15 protein-coding genes are annotated in these 16,824 nt (G+C 40.1%); 11 read left to right on the top strand and 4 right to left on the bottom strand.

Annotated elements, in window-relative coordinates; genetic code table 11:
- Positions 1 to 31: 31 nt before the first annotated feature.
- From ABIM45_03675 to ABIM45_03645, 7 genes are all read left to right on the top strand, one after another.
- Positions 32 to 514, top strand: a complete 483-nt coding sequence (locus tag ABIM45_03675; protein MEO0239011.1) for a hypothetical protein — start codon at positions 32 to 34, stop codon at positions 512 to 514.
- Positions 511 to 1,401: a diacylglycerol kinase family protein gene (locus ABIM45_03670; GenBank protein ID MEO0239010.1), complete on the top strand. Its 891-nt coding sequence runs from the start codon at positions 511 to 513 to the stop codon at positions 1,399 to 1,401. The genes ABIM45_03675 and ABIM45_03670 overlap by 4 nt, the downstream gene beginning before the upstream one ends.
- Positions 1,398 to 2,321, top strand: a complete 924-nt coding sequence (locus tag ABIM45_03665) for a 2-dehydropantoate 2-reductase (GenBank protein MEO0239009.1) — start codon at positions 1,398 to 1,400, stop codon at positions 2,319 to 2,321. The genes ABIM45_03670 and ABIM45_03665 overlap by 4 nt, the downstream gene beginning before the upstream one ends.
- Positions 2,308 to 3,447, top strand: coding sequence for a Xaa-Pro peptidase family protein (locus ABIM45_03660; protein ID MEO0239008.1), 1,140 nt, complete (start codon positions 2,308 to 2,310; stop codon positions 3,445 to 3,447). The genes ABIM45_03665 and ABIM45_03660 overlap by 14 nt, the downstream gene beginning before the upstream one ends.
- Positions 3,448 to 3,523: 76 nt before the next feature.
- Positions 3,524 to 4,258, top strand: coding sequence for a nitrilase-related carbon-nitrogen hydrolase (locus ABIM45_03655; GenBank protein ID MEO0239007.1), 735 nt, complete (start codon positions 3,524 to 3,526; stop codon positions 4,256 to 4,258).
- The gene (locus tag ABIM45_03650; GenBank protein MEO0239006.1) at positions 4,251 to 4,514 is read left to right on the top strand and encodes a hypothetical protein; all 264 of its coding nucleotides are present in this window, start codon (positions 4,251 to 4,253) and stop codon (positions 4,512 to 4,514) included. Before ABIM45_03655 ends, ABIM45_03650 begins: the two co-directional genes overlap by 8 nt.
- Positions 4,511 to 5,014: an 8-oxo-dGTP diphosphatase gene (locus ABIM45_03645; GenBank protein ID MEO0239005.1), complete on the top strand. Its 504-nt coding sequence runs from the start codon at positions 4,511 to 4,513 to the stop codon at positions 5,012 to 5,014. Before ABIM45_03650 ends, ABIM45_03645 begins: the two co-directional genes overlap by 4 nt.
- Positions 5,015 to 5,021: 7 nt before the next feature.
- Here the strand turns inward: ABIM45_03645 and ABIM45_03640 are convergent, their stop codons facing one another.
- From ABIM45_03640 to ABIM45_03625, 4 genes are all read right to left on the bottom strand, one after another.
- On the bottom strand, positions 5,022 to 5,936 hold the full coding sequence (locus ABIM45_03640) for a DUF6569 family protein (protein MEO0239004.1): 915 nt from the start codon (positions 5,934 to 5,936) through the stop codon (positions 5,022 to 5,024).
- 15 nt (positions 5,937 to 5,951) lie between these two features.
- Positions 5,952 to 9,116 (bottom strand): diguanylate cyclase, encoded by a 3,165-nt coding sequence (locus ABIM45_03635; protein ID MEO0239003.1) that lies wholly within the window; start codon positions 9,114 to 9,116, stop codon positions 5,952 to 5,954.
- Positions 9,117 to 12,257, bottom strand: coding sequence for a diguanylate cyclase (locus tag ABIM45_03630; protein MEO0239002.1), 3,141 nt, complete (start codon positions 12,255 to 12,257; stop codon positions 9,117 to 9,119). It abuts the gene before it with no gap.
- Positions 12,258 to 12,380: 123 nt separating this feature from the next.
- Positions 12,381 to 13,166 (bottom strand): aminotransferase class IV, encoded by a 786-nt coding sequence (locus ABIM45_03625; GenBank protein MEO0239001.1) that lies wholly within the window; start codon positions 13,164 to 13,166, stop codon positions 12,381 to 12,383.
- Positions 13,167 to 13,269: 103 nt separating this feature from the next.
- Between ABIM45_03625 and pdxS the strand changes: the two genes are divergently transcribed.
- Genes pdxS through ABIM45_03605 form a run of 4 tightly spaced genes read left to right on the top strand, consistent with a single transcriptional unit; the run spans position 13,270 to position 16,823 of the window.
- A complete protein-coding gene (gene pdxS / locus ABIM45_03620; protein MEO0239000.1) occupies positions 13,270 to 14,160 on the top strand; it encodes a pyridoxal 5'-phosphate synthase lyase subunit PdxS in 891 nt (296 codons plus the stop codon).
- A complete protein-coding gene (gene pdxT / locus ABIM45_03615) occupies positions 14,160 to 14,744 on the top strand; it encodes a pyridoxal 5'-phosphate synthase glutaminase subunit PdxT (protein ID MEO0238999.1) in 585 nt (194 codons plus the stop codon). The genes pdxS and pdxT overlap by 1 nt, the downstream gene beginning before the upstream one ends.
- A gap of 1 nt (position 14,745) precedes the next feature.
- Entirely contained in the window at positions 14,746 to 16,014 is a 1,269-nt protein-coding gene (glyA, locus tag ABIM45_03610; GenBank protein ID MEO0238998.1) for a serine hydroxymethyltransferase, read from the top strand.
- Positions 16,011 to 16,823, top strand: a complete 813-nt coding sequence (locus tag ABIM45_03605) for a hypothetical protein (protein MEO0238997.1) — start codon at positions 16,011 to 16,013, stop codon at positions 16,821 to 16,823. Before glyA ends, ABIM45_03605 begins: the two co-directional genes overlap by 4 nt.
- The last annotated feature ends 1 nt before the right edge of the window (position 16,824 follow it).

The following is a 16,824-nucleotide window of genomic DNA, read 5'->3' as shown; positions in this document are numbered from 1 at the left end:
TTGACCCATTATGTTTATGTATAATTTTGCTATGAAAAAGCTTGGATGGTTTTTTTTTGTAGCGACCGTTGGCCTTTTGGGGTACTTTCTTTACTTTTACCAATTTAAATATATTCCCGAAATCAATCGGCTTGAAACTTTGACCAAAGAAAACCAAGTGTTGAGGGATAGTTTACTTAAGCTGTTGCCCAAAGGTATATCGGAAGTTCGGAAAACCGAAAGGACAGTAAATTTGCCCTATGAGGTAAAATACAAAATTGAGGATTTTTTTGTGAAAAATTCCGATAGGCTAACAAGGAGCGCTATATCGCGTCTTGAAGAAATCTCCAGATCCCTTTCCGCGATCCCTTATGATACCATCGAAATTGTTCTTTTCCCGGGTGGCCAATTGCAAGTTAATAGAGCTCTTGCTATAAAAAGGCAACTAATTTCACAGGGGCTGAATGTAGATAAGGTCTTCGCGCGTATAAATAAAACGGGTGAGAAGGATTTAATCATTATAAGGGTCAAATGATTGCTCTAATTGTTAATCCAATAGCAGGTAGGGGGAATGCTCTTACAAAGCTTCCAGAGGTTGAAAAGATTATTAGAAAATTGGGATTAGCCTATGAAGTGTTCATAACAAAAGCTCCCGGTGAGGCAACGCGAATGGCAAAAGAGATTAAGGATTCTGGAAAGTTCGAAAAGATTTTGGTTTTGGGGGGCGATGGTACGGTAAATGAGGTGGCACAAGCCCTTGTAGGAAGTGAGCTTCCTATCCTACCGTTACCTCTTGGAACAGGGAATGATTTTGTCAAATTTTTTTACCCTCGCCAAAAATATGATACCATTTTAGAAAAACATTTACTTTCTGAGAGGACGCTCAGCATCGATGTGGGGCTTTTAGAAGGCGAGAATATAAAAAGGTATTTCATTAACGGTATGGGGATAGGCTTTGATTCAGAAGTCCTCAATAACATGAAGAAAATCAAGCTACTTAAAGGGGATTTTCTTTATACAAGCGCAGTTTTGCTTACCTTTTTGCAATTCAAAGGTACGGAATTGGAAGTCTTTTTGAATAATGGCGAAATATCCCTTTCTGGCAGATTTTTGCTCTTTAACGTGGGTAATGGGCAATATCTCGGAGGCGGGTTCAGATTGTTCCCTAAGGCAAGTTTAAGGGACGGTAAGCTGGATATTTCCATCATAGGGCCTTTAAGACCGATGAGGTTTTTCACTAATTTTTACAAAGCTTTTAAAGGAAGACACGTCACCCTTCCAGAGGTTACATACTTAAAGTCAGATGTGATTACTGTAAGGTCCAATAATCCGTTTAATCTTCAATTAGATGGCGAACTTGCACAAAATCTGAGAAATATAAAGATTACCGTTAAGCCTGCCTCACTTAAGGTTGTAATATGAAATTTATTGTTCTCGGTGTGGGTTCAGTTGGAGGGTATCTTATATCGAAGCTCGCCTTAGCGGGGAATACAGTTGAAGCCATTGTTAGCAAGAGGTCCAATAAGCGATTGATAGAAGTTGAAGGGATTGAATATTTTCAGAAGGATAAACGTTATGTGATCAAAGTTCCTTGCTATGTTTACGAAGATTTAATGGAGATCGATACAGATTATTTCATCCTTGCGACCAAAACGAGAGAGGCACTTCAAATTCTTGGCGACCTAAAGGAAAGGCATTTTAATTTCAATTACATAGTGACTGTTCAGAATGGCATTGAATCTCACTTTAAGGCCTCTCAGATGTTTGGTGAGGATCACTTAATCCTTTCCATAAGGGAAGGCCTTTATGCCTTTGATTTGCACAAAATAAGAAATGTAAGTGATGGCAATGTAGAAAATGTTGTAACGTCCCTCACTGCGACCCGAGAATCTATGCAGAAATTTGCAGAACTATTAAACTCATCAGGGATACCTGCTACCGTTTCTTTTGGGGCTATGACTGTTTTGTACGAAAAGCTTGTTATAAACAGCGTTATAAATCCCCTTGCCTCGATTTTAAAGGTGAAGAATGGTTATCTCATCAAAATGTTACATACAGAAACAGTACTCGGTTTGATTAATGAGGCCCTAAAGGTGTTATCTTACGAGGGTATTTCATTAAGTCCATCACAAGTACTGGAAGATTTGAAATCAGTTATAAAGGCAACTTCAGAGAACAAGTGTTCTATGCTTCAAGATCTTGAAAAGAAGAAAAAAACCGAGATTGATTACATAAATGGATACCTTCTTCGTTTAGCAAAGAAGCATGGAATCGATATTCCCTTAAATCAGATGATATATGAGCTAATCACCAGGATGGAGGAACTTTATGGGGCGCATTGATAGACTTTTTAAACTCCTTGAGGATAAATCTTTGGATGCTATTTTTGTTCTGAAGCCTCTTAACATCTTTTACTTTACGGGGGCTTACGTGAATGGTTTGCTTTACATTGGTGGCGAAAAGCCTGTACTTTTTGTAAGGAGGCCGAAAGAGAGGTCCCTTAATTCGAAGGCTGAAGTTGTTTACATTAACTCCTTCAAGGATATAAAGCCGTTTATATCACTTCCCCTTAATAATGTAGGGCTTGAGCTGGATTCAATACCTTATAACACCGTATTGAAGATAGTTTCAACCTTTGGAATTAGAGAAGTTTTTGATATATCCAATGAAATCCGCCTTATCAGAATGAAAAAGGTCGAGGTTGAGATTGAAAAAATCAAGAGGGCGGGTGAGATTGTGGGTAGGGTGTTTGAGAGGGCAAGAGAGGTTTTTACCCCGGTAATGACGGAGTTTGATTTACTTTTAGAGCTTGAGTATTTTTCAAAAAAACTCGGGAATCTCGGTGTTTATAGAATGCACTCCTTTGGGAATGAGGCGTCCTTTTCCCACATTATTCAAGGCGATGATGCCTTCTTCCCATCCTATCTCGATGCGCCCACGGGAGGTAGGGGTATCTCGGAGGCCTTTCCACAGGGCGCTTCCCTAAAAAAAATTGAGTCTGGTAAACCTTTTACAGTAGATGTGATGATAAATTACGATGGTTACATCGCTGATGCAACGAGGACCTTTATTTATGGTGAGGTGAGTGACGAGATTAAGGATTATTGGGAGAAACTAATTTCGATTTTTCGATTCGTAAGGGATTTACTCGTACCTGGAAATGTTTGCGAGGATATCTACACCAAGACTTTATCCTACGCAGATTCCCTTGGAATGGGCAATCTATTTATGGGGACTGGACAGGATAGAGTGAAGTTTATAGGCCATGGTGTGGGGCTTGAGGTGGACGAATTTCCCTTTATCGCAAAGGGGTTTTCATTACAATTAGAGCAAAGTATGGTGGTTGCTGTAGAGCCAAAAATCTTCGACAGATCTTTTGGAATAATGGGAATCGAAGATACTTTCCTAATTGAAAAGGAAGGCGCTAAAACCTTAATACCCTTTCCTCAGGAATTAACTGTGTTATGAATTTTTTAATTGGCTATTTGCAATATTTCCCAGAAAAGGGTAATCCTGAAAAAAAAATATTGAAAAGGTTGAGGGTTTGCTAAAGGATAAGGAATTTGATATCCTTGTACTTCCTGAACTGGCCTTTTCCGGTTATTTTTACATAAAACCGGAAGAAATTCTCCCCTATGCTGACGAGGGTTTTAGAAGCAGGCCTGCTCAGTTTTTGAAGGAACTTGCAATGCAAAAGAATGCATTAATCCTATGTGGTTTTCCTGAAAAGGCCGGCGTTAAGCTTTACAACAGTCAATATGCCTTTTTGCCCTCTGGAGAGATTGTGGTTTATAGAAAAAGCCACCTTTTTTTCAAAGAAAAACTCGTATTTGCTCCTGGGGACACGGGGCCGGTCATCGTGGAGCATAAGGGTGCTAAGATCGGCATGATGGTGTGCTTCGATTGGTTTTTCCCTGAGTTTTCAAGAGTACTTGCTTTAAAGGGGGTTCATTTATTTGCACTTTCAGCAAATTTAGTGCTCCCTGGCTTGGGTCAAAAGGGTATGTTTATAAGGTCTGTGGAGAATAGAGTTTTTTCCATTGTTGCAAATCGAACTGGATTTGAAAGGGCTTCTGATGGCGAATCTCTACAATTTACAGGGATGAGCCAAATAGTTAGCCCAAAGGGTGAAATCCTTGCTCAAAGTGGTGAAGGGGATGAGGAGGTAAAAATCGTTGAAGTTGATTTAAAAGAGGCGGAAAATAAGAATGTTACAGCCTTGAATAACGTATTTAATGATAGAAGAATCGATTTGTACGGCGAGATATTGAATGGGTAGCCTGCTTCTTTGCGTAGTTTTATTTGCTCAAAGTGACCCGTGGTGGGCGAAAGATAAGGTCAGGCATTTTGCAACCGCTTATGTTTTGACTAAGTCGTCGATGCAGGCAGGTATAGACAGGAGATATTCCGCTGCTATTGTTGTGACTCTATCTGTGGGAAAAGAAGTTTACGACAAAAAAGTTAAGAAGACCTTTTTCAGTTTCAAAGACCTTATTTATGATCTGGCAGGTGTTGCATTGGGTTTACTTTTATGAAGCCTATTAAAGCGACCTTACTTTATATCGTGAAAGAGGGTAAGATCTTACTGGTTTACAAGAAGAGGGGCCATGGCAAGGGAAAGTGGAATGGAGTTGGTGGCAAGATTGCCGATGATGAATCACCTGTAGAAGGAGTAATAAGGGAAGCAAAAGAAGAGGTTGGAATAGATGTCACGGATGTAAAACTCCATGGGATTATTTACTTTTACAACGTTTACGGGAAAGATTGGGAAGTCTGCGTCTTTAGGACATCCCAGTTCAAAGGTGAAATTTCTGAGAGCGAAGAAGTTTATCCTAAATGGTTCAATCTAAGTGAAATCCCCTACGATGAGATGTGGGAGGACGATAGGGAGTGGCTTCCCCATGTAATTAAGGGGAATTACTTTATCGCAAATTACTACTTCAACGAAGATAAGCTTATAAAATCGGAACTTAATTTGGTTAATGAGAAGGAACTTTTAAAAGAATTTTCAAATTTTTCCGTGGATAAAGGTTAGTAAAACCTCAAGAGCTTGTTCCAACGGGGAAAGCAGCTGCATGTAAGAGATTACCTTGGAGGTGGAATATCTTTGTAATTAGGCCTTCTTTGCCTCCTATTAAAACTTCCCCTTCTGTCGGCGATTTATGTTTTTTTACCGTTGTTTCGCCCACGAGGTTCATTACCTCTTCAGGCGATGCGGGCAAAGCGGGACCTTTAACATATCTCCGGATGTATCCATCGAGAACGTAACTTTTTAACAATTTTTTCTCGAATTTTCTGTAGGTCGAGTTTGAACCGAAGATGTCGCATCCTATGAATTCATCCTTTACGTATGCTAAAAATCCGATGGAATTTTCGATGGTGTCAAATCCTTCCATAAATTCTTCAATCACATCATTAAGGGATTTGTAAATGTCATGGAAGGAACTGGTCATACTACTTATCTTTGTTGCTTTGAGGGTGCTGTCGATCTGTGACCAGATTAGTGACTGGTTGCTCTTAAATCCCTGCTTTTTTTCGAGGGAGGTTTTGACGGTTTGAGCTAAGGTACTTCTTAGGGAGGGGGTTATTGTAAATCCACCTTCGCTGAAAATGGGACTTCCAGACCACCGGTGTTGTTCAATGCAGGTAACCGGAACCACATATTCCCTCTGAGGCTCGATAAATGCATCCACATTTATGATCCGGTTTTGCCTTGCTCCGAGAAGTTCTTCACCGTCAATGGCAAAGACAGGACTTCCTCCACTGTTATGAATGGATATTTGGTCAACACCGTAAATATCCTTGAGAACGATATGGTTCTCTTTAATTGCTTCCTCGAGAGTGGTAAAGCCATCGTGCCCCAGTTGTCCTTCTACAGGGTAAATTTTAACGTTATGTATGAAAAATGGACTACCAACTTTTAAAGTTTTAAATGGCCATATTTCGATTGGTTTCATAGTTAAATATTAGTGTTATTTTTGTGAAGAGTCAACTGGGAAAAGTTTTCTAATCCGTTCAATTTTTCTCTGGAGGCGGTCAATGTCCTGAGTAAAAGAGTGCTTCCTGCAATATTTTAGAAGGTAATCCAGAATTTTAAGAGATACATCGCTTCTTCCGAGGTAGGAAAAGGTGTCAGCTATACCTTCCAAAAAACTTATCCATAGGATAGGTCTAAGATGTGGGTCTGCTTTTTCAAGGATCGAAAGTGCTTTTTGTGAAGCCCCCTTAAAGTCTTCCCTTTGTCCGAGGTACAATTTGAATGCCATTTCGGTGGAGTATGCACCTATTTTTATTTCATCGTAAACACTGTTATCAATAACTTTATTGAGGGCATCGAAAAGTTCTTTAACCTTATTATAATCTCTTGCAATAAGAAAGATTTCTATTGCCTGCAAGTACACTAAGAGACTTGCATAGGTTTTGCTGGGTCCACCAATTTCCTCTAAAACTTCGCTTATAATTGGAATTGCCTTGTCTAAGTTTTTGAATCCAACGGCATAACTGTATGCCATATTTCTTCGGATTGAAATTAAGGCGTCTTTCATCCCGAGTTCGCTCGCAACTTCGTATGCTTCTTGAATAGCTTTTAGTGCCTCCTCATGGTATTCCATGTATCTAAGGGTTACAGAAATGTTGTTTAAAGCAAGGGCAAGAAGATGCCTGTCGAAAATCTTTTTAGATTCCGTGGCTGCCTTTTTGAAGTTGTCGAGGGCTTCATTAAATTTCCTTAGATCAAGGTAAATGGAAGCTTTATTATTAAGAACAGTTATAAGGCCAGGTTTGTATCCAGCCTTCCTGTAGTAAAATTCTGCTCTGTCGTATTCTTTAAGGGTTTCTTCGTATTTTCCGATTCTTGATAAGACAAGCGCTCGGTTTACACAGACACTTCCAAGCCCTCGTATGTTTTGTAGCTTATTTCTAAGTTCTTCTGCTTTATCAAGGAGTTCTAAAGCCTTTTCGACTTGATTTAAATCCATTAGATTTAATGCTTGTACAGTGTAAGCGTCTGCAAGGGTTTTTTCGTCAATGGTAAGATCTTTTCGATTTAAAAGATTCTCGAGGAGGTTGTAAGACTCCTGGATTTTGAATTGCCTTTTCAGTATCCATGCTTTAAGGACGAGAGAGTCTGCGCTTTCTTCGAGTTCTAAGGCTCTCTCAATTGCCTCTAAAGCACCCTTAGGATCACCACTTTCAATTAGAAGTTCAGCCAACTTCCTGTAAGAAAGTGCCGTTACCTTGTTATTCTCGATATAGCTTCTAAGGAGTTGTATCGCCCTTTTCAATTCGCCCTTGAAGGAGAGAAGGGTGACGTATTCTGTGAAGGCTTTTTCCCTCTCTGCATCGTTTTCTTCAACCTCTATGTACCATTGCAAGAACTTTATGGCTTCGTCGTAAGCAAAATTTTTCTTTAGCTTGTCTGCAGCATGTTTTGAGTAAAATTTAACTTTTTCTTTTTCCTGTGCACGCCACGCATGGTAGGCACACAGCTCTTCCTTTCCAGAGAAACTGGGAAGTTTATTTTCAAGGACCTCTAAAATCGTCTTCGAGATATACCTTTTCTTAGCTTCGCTGATTTCGCTTAAAATTGCATCTCTTATAAGACCTTCTTTGAAGGCAAAGTAGTCTTCACCTAAAGGCTCTATTAAATTCTCTTTTAAGAGTTTGTTGATAACCTCGTATATGTAACCACGGTTCAAGTTTGTGACACTTGCTAAAAGGTCAATGTGAAACTCCTGCCCTATTATCGCCGCCACTTCCAGAACCTTTTCACCTGAGAACTTTTTTAGTTTATTCTTTATAAGAACTTCAACAGTTTCAGGTAGAAAGTTTGTGCTTATATCTTTTAATTTCCATTCATCGTCTTCGTAGACTATATGGCCTCGGTCAAAAAGTTGTTTTATCGTTTCCTCAACGAATAATGGGTTCCCACCGGTTTTTTGATAAACCAGTTTCTTGAGGTCTTCATTGACTGAAGCTTGCAGGATTGACTCCACAAGTTCGAAGGTCGAGGCTTCATCAAGGGGTAATACTTCGAGTTCTGTAAGGAGTTTTTCATCAGAAAGCTTAGTGAGTATCTCTTTTACCTTTGATCTTTCAAGTTCTTCAGTTCTGGCCGTTCCCAAAATTTTTATATTGTTCGGCATGTTTCTTACGATGTAATTGATTAAGTTTGCTGAGCTGCTGTCAATCCAGTGGATGTCGTCAATGTATACGATTAATTGTTTATTGCTGGCTATTTCTTCCAGTAATTGCATGAAAGTTTCAAAGAATTTGAAAACCCCTATATCAGCGGCTTGTGGCTGAGTTAAATCTGGGATGATGGGGTTTAAGGCCTGTTTTTGGTAAGGGTCCAATTTAGAGTAGATTTCTCTAAACCCTATTTCATTTTTTTCTCTGTACTTTTTTATAAGCTCCTGGAAGGGTACATATGGGATCTCCGAAAGGCTCCCGTAGCACTGCGTACTTAAAATTTTTGTGTCTTCCAGTAGGTTCAGACTTTCGAGTGCAAATCGAGTTTTGCCAACTCCCACCTCTCCTTTAATTAAAATTATAGAATAGTTTTCTTTAAGCAGGTGAGTCAGTTTTGCTTTTTCCTTTTGCCGCCCGACAAAAATTTTAGATGGAATCTTTGGATACAAAGTTTCTTCGATGTAGACGAGAAATCTTCCTTTGCCTGTCTGCTTAGCCCTATACATAGCTTTGTCAGCTTTTTCAATTAAAATTTCCGTTTCGGTTCCGTGGGTTGGGATTTCGACGATACCAATGGAGCAAGAAATCTCCGAATTTTCCTTTTGAAGATTTTTGATAATCCTTTCGGCAACGCTTTCTGCACTTTCCAAAGGTGTGTTAGGAAGTAGAACAATAAATTCATCACCACCGTACCTTGTGATGGTATCGGATTCGCGCAATGTATTTTTTAAGAGCTGAACAAAGGAGACTAATGCTTTGTCGCCTTCAAGATGTCCGTGGAGGTCATTTAAAGCCTTAAAATTATCAAGGTCGATGAATAATAGAGAACTTTTCCCTCCGTATCTTTTAATTCGTTTTATCTCCTGCTCTAAGAGCGAATATATTGCACCCCTTGCGAGTGCGCCCGTTAAATCGTCAACGAAATTTTTCATGGTTTCAGATATCATTTAAAAAGTCCTTTCCAAATTTTCCTTTAGTAGGGTTAGTCTCACAATTTCAAGATTAAACATTTCTTTTTGGGCATTTTCCATTAATCTGGATATCATTTTTTTCATCCCCTCTGTTTTACCTATGGTTCCAAGAAGGATTGCTAAGTACTCAATATATCGAGCCTTTTCATCTTCTCTTAAATCCTTTCGCAGTAATCCAAGTTTCTTCAACGATTCTGCGTAGGCTTGTTTGTCATGGAATTTGTGGCTCAGAATAGCTTTGATAATGTAATATTTCAATCTGAAGTCGAAGGTTTTTGATTCTTCCAGGATGTTCTCGAACTTTTCGATTAGTGGCTTCGCAAGGTCTATCTTTCCAAGTAATAGCAAGCTTTCTGCGGTCTCGAGGACAGCATCAATAAGGGTGGCCCTCGAGTCAATTTTAGGTAGTAGTTCTTTAATCTCTTCAAAAACTCTTAATGCTGTTCCTTCATCTCTATTGCCCTTGCTGTAAAAGGACATGAGTATTTTTTTGACGTAAATATCCAGCGCTTCGATTTGTAGACTTTTTGACATCTGTTCTGCTTCAGTTAGGAGTTTCTCTACTTTTTCAAATTCACCAATTTCGATATATATGGAAGCCAAATTGCATAAACCCAATATCAAAGACATATCATCTCTGATTTGCCTGGCTATTTTTATTGCATTTTCAAGACCCTTTATAGCTTCTTCGTGTCTCCTTAAGTATCTCAAGGTATCGCTATAGTTGTGAATTGCCGTTAGCATCCCTCTTTTGTCGCCGATGGCGTCGTAAGTTTCCTTAGCCTTTTCATATTCCTCTAAGGCTTTGACATGAAGGCCCTGATTTGCATATAAAGTTCCCAGATTTAAGTGGATATTCGCTACGCCTCTTTCATTTCCGAGTTTTTCCCGCAGTTCTAAAGCCCTTTTAAAATATTTTTCGGCTTCTTCGTATTCTTCCTCCTCCATAAGGAGAAGGGCAAAGGTGTTAAAATAATAAGCCTTTTCCTGCTCTGTGAGTTCCTTCTCCCTTTTCTTAAACTCTTCGAGAATATTCAACGCTTCCCTTATCTTTTCTGCATATAGAAGGAGCCAGGCCTTCCTCAAAATGTAAATATTTTTAGGTTCAATTTTAATTGCCTTCTCAATACTTTCAACTGCCTCGTAAAATTTTCCAGATTTTGAATAGGCTTCGGCTAATTTATCCAATATAGCTGCATCTTCTCCAAATCTCAATAAGTATGAGTTCAATTCGTCAATTGCTTCCGATATGTCTCCAGTAAGCAAAAGTAGATCTGCATATTCAATGGCGGCTTCCTTTGCCTTTTGAAGGTCATCTTCATTCCATAAGTACCATTTGTAATATTTTTTCGCCTCTTCGTAAGCATAGAACTTTTTACATTTTCTCGCTGCATTTAGTGAGTATTTTTTCACTTTTTCCTTTTCACCAGCGTAATATGCATGGTAAGCAAGCTTCTCTTCTGGTATCTTTAGAACTTCCGCGTGTTTTTCTAAAACTGATAAGATGCTCCTGTGTATGAATCTTTTTCGAGGTTCATTTAACTGGGATAGTATCATTTCCCGTGTTAATCCTTCCTTGAAAGCGAAGGTATCAACGTTTCTTTCTACAAGGATTCCACTTCTTATCAATTTGTCGATCGTGTCAAAGATTTCACCTAAGTTCGTTTGTGTAACAAGCTCGAGGATTTTAAGATTGAATTCATTTCCAAGGCAAGCCATTATTTCCAGAAGTTTTTCGCTTTGGAAACGTTTTAATCTCTCAGTTAAAATGTTCTGGATAGACTCTGGAACGTGGTCCTTAAAATCGGCCTTGATATTCCAGTTTTCTCCGTCAAGGTAAATGATTTCATGCTTAAAGAACTCTTTAATCGTCTCCTCAAGGAAATAGGGATTTCCATCGCATTTCTCGTATAACCTTTCCTTTAAGTTTTCAGAACATTTCCTCTGGAGAATAGTTTCGATTAAGTCAAAGGCTTCAGCCCGGCTTAATTCTTTTAGTTGCAACTCTTCAATAAGTCTTTCCCTCGTTACATGGGAATAGAACTTCTCAAAACCCTTGTTTTCATGGTCTTCCTTTCTGAATGCAATTACAAATTTAATTTTCTTCAAATCTGCATGCAGTAAATAATACAAGAGTTCAAGGGTTGTAGAATCTGCTAAGTGTATATCGTCTATGAAGGCAACAATTTTCTGGCGGTCAGAAAGTATCGAAATTAGTTTCACGTAGGCGTCGTAAAATTTATATCTATCCACATTCTCTGGTATGTATCCCAGCTCAGGATAGAGTAACCCGAGGGTTACCCTTTCGGTTTCGTCAAGGGTTTCAAAGGCTTCCTTAAAAGCGAAGTAGTCAAACTCTTTAATTTTTTTCAGAATCGTTCTAAAGGGTGAGAAAGGTCCCGATGATTCATCTATCGATGATTTTGCAATAACAACAAGAGTATCTCTTAGATTCTTTAGCGCTTCTTTGATTAGGGTAGATTTCCCTACTCCAGGGGCACCTGAAACTGCTATCAATGAAACCTCTGAATTGTTGATTCTTTCAATTAGCCAGGCCAATTCCTTTTTCCTTCCAGAAATAACGGGAGCAGGTATGATGGGACTAACAGCGTCCTTTTCCTGTAAGACGTAATATGTCCCTTTCCCAGACTTTTTGGCTTTAAATAGTGCCACTTCCAGTCTTGAAAAAATAGTGTGCCAATCTGTTCCGTTGGTTGGAACTTCAACGACCCCTATGGAACAAGACAGTTTGCTGTTTTTAAAATCTTTCTTTTTGAGTTCATTAATTATCCTTTCACACACAGCTTTTGCGTTAGAGGCAGGGGTGTGAGTTAGAATAACAATAAACTCGTCGCCGCTCAACCTTATTACTGAGTCAGTTTCCCGCAAAGATTTAGCGAGAAACTGGGCAAATTCATATAAAAGTCTGTCTCCTTCCCGATGACCGTAAAGGTTATTTATAAGGTTGAAGTCATCGAGATCAATATAGAGAACGGAGAATTGACCGCCATACCTTCTTATTTTCTTCAATTCCTGGGAAAAGATAAAATCGAGATAGCGGCGGTTGTAAACCTGCGTAAGTTCGTCTCGCAGATTGTCTACAAGTTCTAAAAACATAATCTGGCTTATTATAATAAAGAATACCTTTCTATTTGTTCAAGTTTTTTCTTCAGGTCTAAAAACCTTCTATAAACTCAGTTTTTCCAAGAGCTTAGCGTATTCTATTTGTATTTGCGAAGTCTATGAGCTCAACGGAATTTCAACTTCCTCAATCCTTTTTACAGGAAGAATATCGTAGGTTGTGCCAGCGAGGAATGCCCCCTCAAGTTTTCTGATCTCTTCAAGGGCTAAAGGTCTTTCTTCTATCGGTATTTCAAGGTTCTTCGCGATTTGAAGTACCTTTTCCCTTGTTATAGAAGGAAGTATGTCATGGGTGGCAGGGTGAGTAAAGAGCTTCCCGCCAATAATTCCAAAGAAGGAAGAAGAGGTGCTCTCGGTAATATAGCCATTTTTGTAAAACAGGGCATCAAAAAATCCTCTTTCCTTTGCTTCAATTTTTGCAAGTACATTGGGTAAAAGCATAGTGGTTTTTATATCACATCGGGCCCATCGGATATCGGGGTAGAGTATTAGGGACACCCCTTCTTTAAAGAGCCTTGGTGCAAGCGGCCTGAATTCGCTGGTTATTATGATTATTGTGGGTTTTGTTTTTCTTCTTGGTAAGTGGCTTCTTGGCTCCTTTCCTCTCGTTATCTGCAAGTATATTGCCGCTTCTTTTTTCTTAAGTTTTTTTAGCGATTTTTTAATCACCTCCTCAAGGTAACCGCTATCCAGCTTGAGGTCAATCTTTATCTCCTTCAGCCCTTTCTCCAGCCTCGTGAGATGCTCTTCTAAGAAGAAAGGTTTTCCATTTCTTGCTCGGATTACCTCGTATATGCTATCGGCGAAAAAGAATCCCCTATCTTCAATCGTTGAAAGGGGATTTCTTTTAAACTTACCATCGATAAAGTAGATTCTTTTTGCCATAAGAAAATTTTACGGAATGTTGTCGGAATATGCCAGAAATACTTATAATCCTTGACCTTACACGTAAAAAGTTATATACTGAAAGCAGATGGGAGGTGAGAAAATGTCAACTATTTTGACAGGAACATTCAGGTTAAAGGTTGGGCTTGCTGAAATGCTTAAAGGCGGGGTTATTATGGATGTAACTTCCGCAGAACAGGCGAAAATTGCTGAGCAGGCCGGTGCTGTTGCAGTTATGGCCCTTGAGAGAGTTCCCGCCGATATTAGAAAAGAAGGCGGTGTGGCCAGAATGGCTGACCCTGAGAAAATTATTGAAATTATGGAGGCTGTTTCTATTCCTGTTATGGCAAAGGTCAGAATTGGACATTTCGTTGAAGCACAGATTCTTGAAGCCCTTGGAGTTGACTTTATTGATGAAAGTGAAGTTTTGACACCTGCCGATGAAGAGTACCATATTAATAAACACGTCTTCAAGGTACCCTTTGTTTGTGGGGCAAGAGACCTTGGTGAGGCTTTAAGAAGGATTGCAGAGGGTGCAGCGATGATTAGAACGAAGGGTGAAGCAGGTACAGGAAATGTCGTAGAAGCTGTAAGGCACATGAGAAAAATACAGTCAGAAATTAAAAGGTTAACAACCCTTGGGGAAGAAGAACTGGTTACCGAGGCTAAAAAGCTTGGTGCCCCTTACGAACTGGTAAAGTATGTGCACGATCATGGTAAATTACCTGTTCCAAACTTTGCAGCGGGCGGTATTGCCACGCCAGCAGATGCTGCACTGATGATGCAATTGGGAGCGGAATCTGTATTTGTGGGTAGTGGCATTTTTAAATCTGAAAATCCGGAAAAGAGGGCAAGAGCCATCGTTGAAGCTGTTACTTATTACGACGACCCGGAGATCCTTGCAAGGATTTCAAGGGGACTTGGAGAGCCAATGCGAGGTATTGACGTTACAAAGTTGTCTCAGGAAGAGTTGTTACAAACAAGGGGGTGGTAGTGAAGATCGGAATCCTTGCAATTCAGGGTGATTTTGAACTCCATGCACGTAAAATATTAGAAACGGGTAATGAATATTTGTTAGTGAAAAAGGCTACACAGCTGGACGAGATTGACGGAATAATATTGCCAGGTGGAGAAAGTACGACTATCACCAAAATTCTTGGTAGATATGCCCTGGACGAAATCTTAAGAGAGAGGATTGAAAATGGCCTTCCAGTGTTTGCGACTTGTGCTGGTTTGATAATGCTTGCAAAGAGATTCGAAGGGAGTGAAAGGGAAGTTACTCCCCTTGGTGTCCTTGATATTACGGTGAGAAGAAATGCTTACGGGAGACAAAGGGAATCCTTTGAAGCTCCTTTGAAGTTAACCTTAGACGGTAATGAGGTTGAGATTACAGGTGTGTTTATAAGGGCTCCAAAGATTGTAGAAGTTGGGAAAGAGGTTCAAGTTCTCGGGAGTTTTGAGGGGTCGCCGGTCATTGTAAGGCAGGGAAACATCCTTGCTATGACCTTTCACCCTGAACTGGAAGAAGGCACGGAGATTTACGATTATTTCTTAAAATTAGCAAAAGGGAGAAAGTAGCATGTTTGAGAATTTAAGAAGAACAGACCCTGAGATATTTGAGGCCATTTTTAATGAGCTTCAAAGGCAAAGGAATGGCCTTGAACTTATCGCTTCTGAAAATTTCACCTCCGATGCGGTAATGGAAGCGATGGGCAATGTGATGACCAATAAATACGCCGAAGGATACCCGGGTGCAAGATACTACGGCGGTTGCGAGTTTGTAGATGTTGCGGAGAGACTTGCTATTGAAAGGGCAAAGCAGCTCTTTGGCGCTGATCACGTTAATGTTCAGCCTCATTCAGGTGTTCAAGCCAATATGGCAGTTTATTTTGCGGTATTGAACCCAGGAGACACAATTTTATCGATGCAACTTTCCCACGGTGGGCATCTTTCTCATGGTCATAAGGTTTCTTTCTCAGGGAAACTCTACAATGTTGTTCATTATACCGTCCATCCTGAAACCGAGAGAATTGATTTTGATTTAGTGAGAAAGCTTGCTTTAGAGCATAAGCCAAAGCTTATCCTTGCCGGATATTCTGCCTATCCAAGGATTATTGAATGGGATAAGTTCAGAGAGATTGCTGATGAGGTAGGGGCATACTTTATGGCGGACATAGCTCACATTGCGGGACTGGTGGCCGCTGGAATTCATCCTTCACCAATTCCTTACGCCCATTTTGTAACTACTACTACCCACAAAACCCTTCGTGGGCCAAGAGGCGGTATGATAATGTGCAAGGCGGAGTTTGCTAAGGATATTGATAAAGCAGTATTTCCTGGCGCTCAGGGTGGGCCTTTAATGCATGTGATAGCGGCAAAGGCTGTTGCCCTGAAAGAGGCACTTACGCCGGAGTTTAAGCAATATCAGGAGCAAATCGTTAAGAACGCCAAAAAATTGGCTGAAACTCTTATTTCTGAAGGATTGCGTCTTGTAACAGGGGGTACGGATAATCACCTTATGCTCGTGGATTTGAGACCCTTCAAAATTACTGGAAACATAGCTGAAAAGGCTCTCGAAAAAGCGGGAATTACGGTAAATAAGAATACCATCCCCTTTGATCCCGAGAAACCAACGGTAACCAGTGGCATAAGGATAGGAACACCGGCGGTAACTACGAGAGGCATGAAGGAGGATGAAATGGTAAAGATAGGCAAGTTGATTAGCAAAGTTTTAAGGTCACCCGATGATGAGAAAGTGATCTCAGAGGTTAGAAAGGAAGTGCAGGAACTTTGTGATGCATTTCCTCTATACCAGGAGCGTTATGAGAGTATGAGGAGACTTTTATGAGAAAAATAAGTGCATTGGCTCTTTTTATTGCAGTGGGCACACTCTTCGCATCCCATGAAAATGTGGGAATTACTCCTTACTCAAGGTCAATCTCTGAAAGTGGCGTTGCCTCCATTTCCGGTGTAGATGCACTTTTTATTAATCCCGCAGGTATCTCTTCTGGCTCTAAAGTAGAACTCCTTGTTTCTTACGAAGTTCCATATGGCGATATAGAGGGACTCAAGTCCGCAATCCTCGGATTTAAGTACTCTAATTTCGCGCTCGGGATAAGCGAATACTTTTTAAATTTAGAGGGTGAAGGCAGGTACGCCGAAGGAATGTATATACTGTCCTATGGGAGGAACATAGGTGTTATAAACGTTGGTGGAAGTGTAAATGTATACAAGTTTCAGGATCCGAGGTTTGGTACAGACTATACAGGGGGCATTGACCTGGGCATACAGTCCGCTGTCTCCGACTTCGTCTCCGCTGGTGTTTTCTATAAAAATATAACGAGAAGTAGTCTAAGGGGGAATGAATTACCTCAGTACTTAGACATGGGAATGGGCATATCAATCCAGGGATTAAGCTCAACATACTTGAGTTTTCGCATGAGCCCAGGTAATTCACCGATCTTTATGCTGGGTGAAGAGGTCACACTGGCAAATGGATTTCTTAAAATTAGGGGCGGTTTGAATTACGGAGAGGATTATAAGAAGGCTTCTTTCGGACTGGGGATCAATTTGAAGAATTTCATTATAGATTACGCCTATTCGACAAATTTTGAGCTGTCACCGTCTCATTCCTTCGGGCTTAGCTTCAGGAGGTGAT

The organism is candidate division WOR-3 bacterium, assembly GCA_039803545.1.
Lineage (GTDB): Bacteria > Hydrothermota > Hydrothermia > UBA1063 > UBA1063 > UBA1063.
The sequence above is the reverse complement of the archived record's forward strand: the minus strand, read 5'-3'. Positions and strand labels throughout refer to the sequence as shown.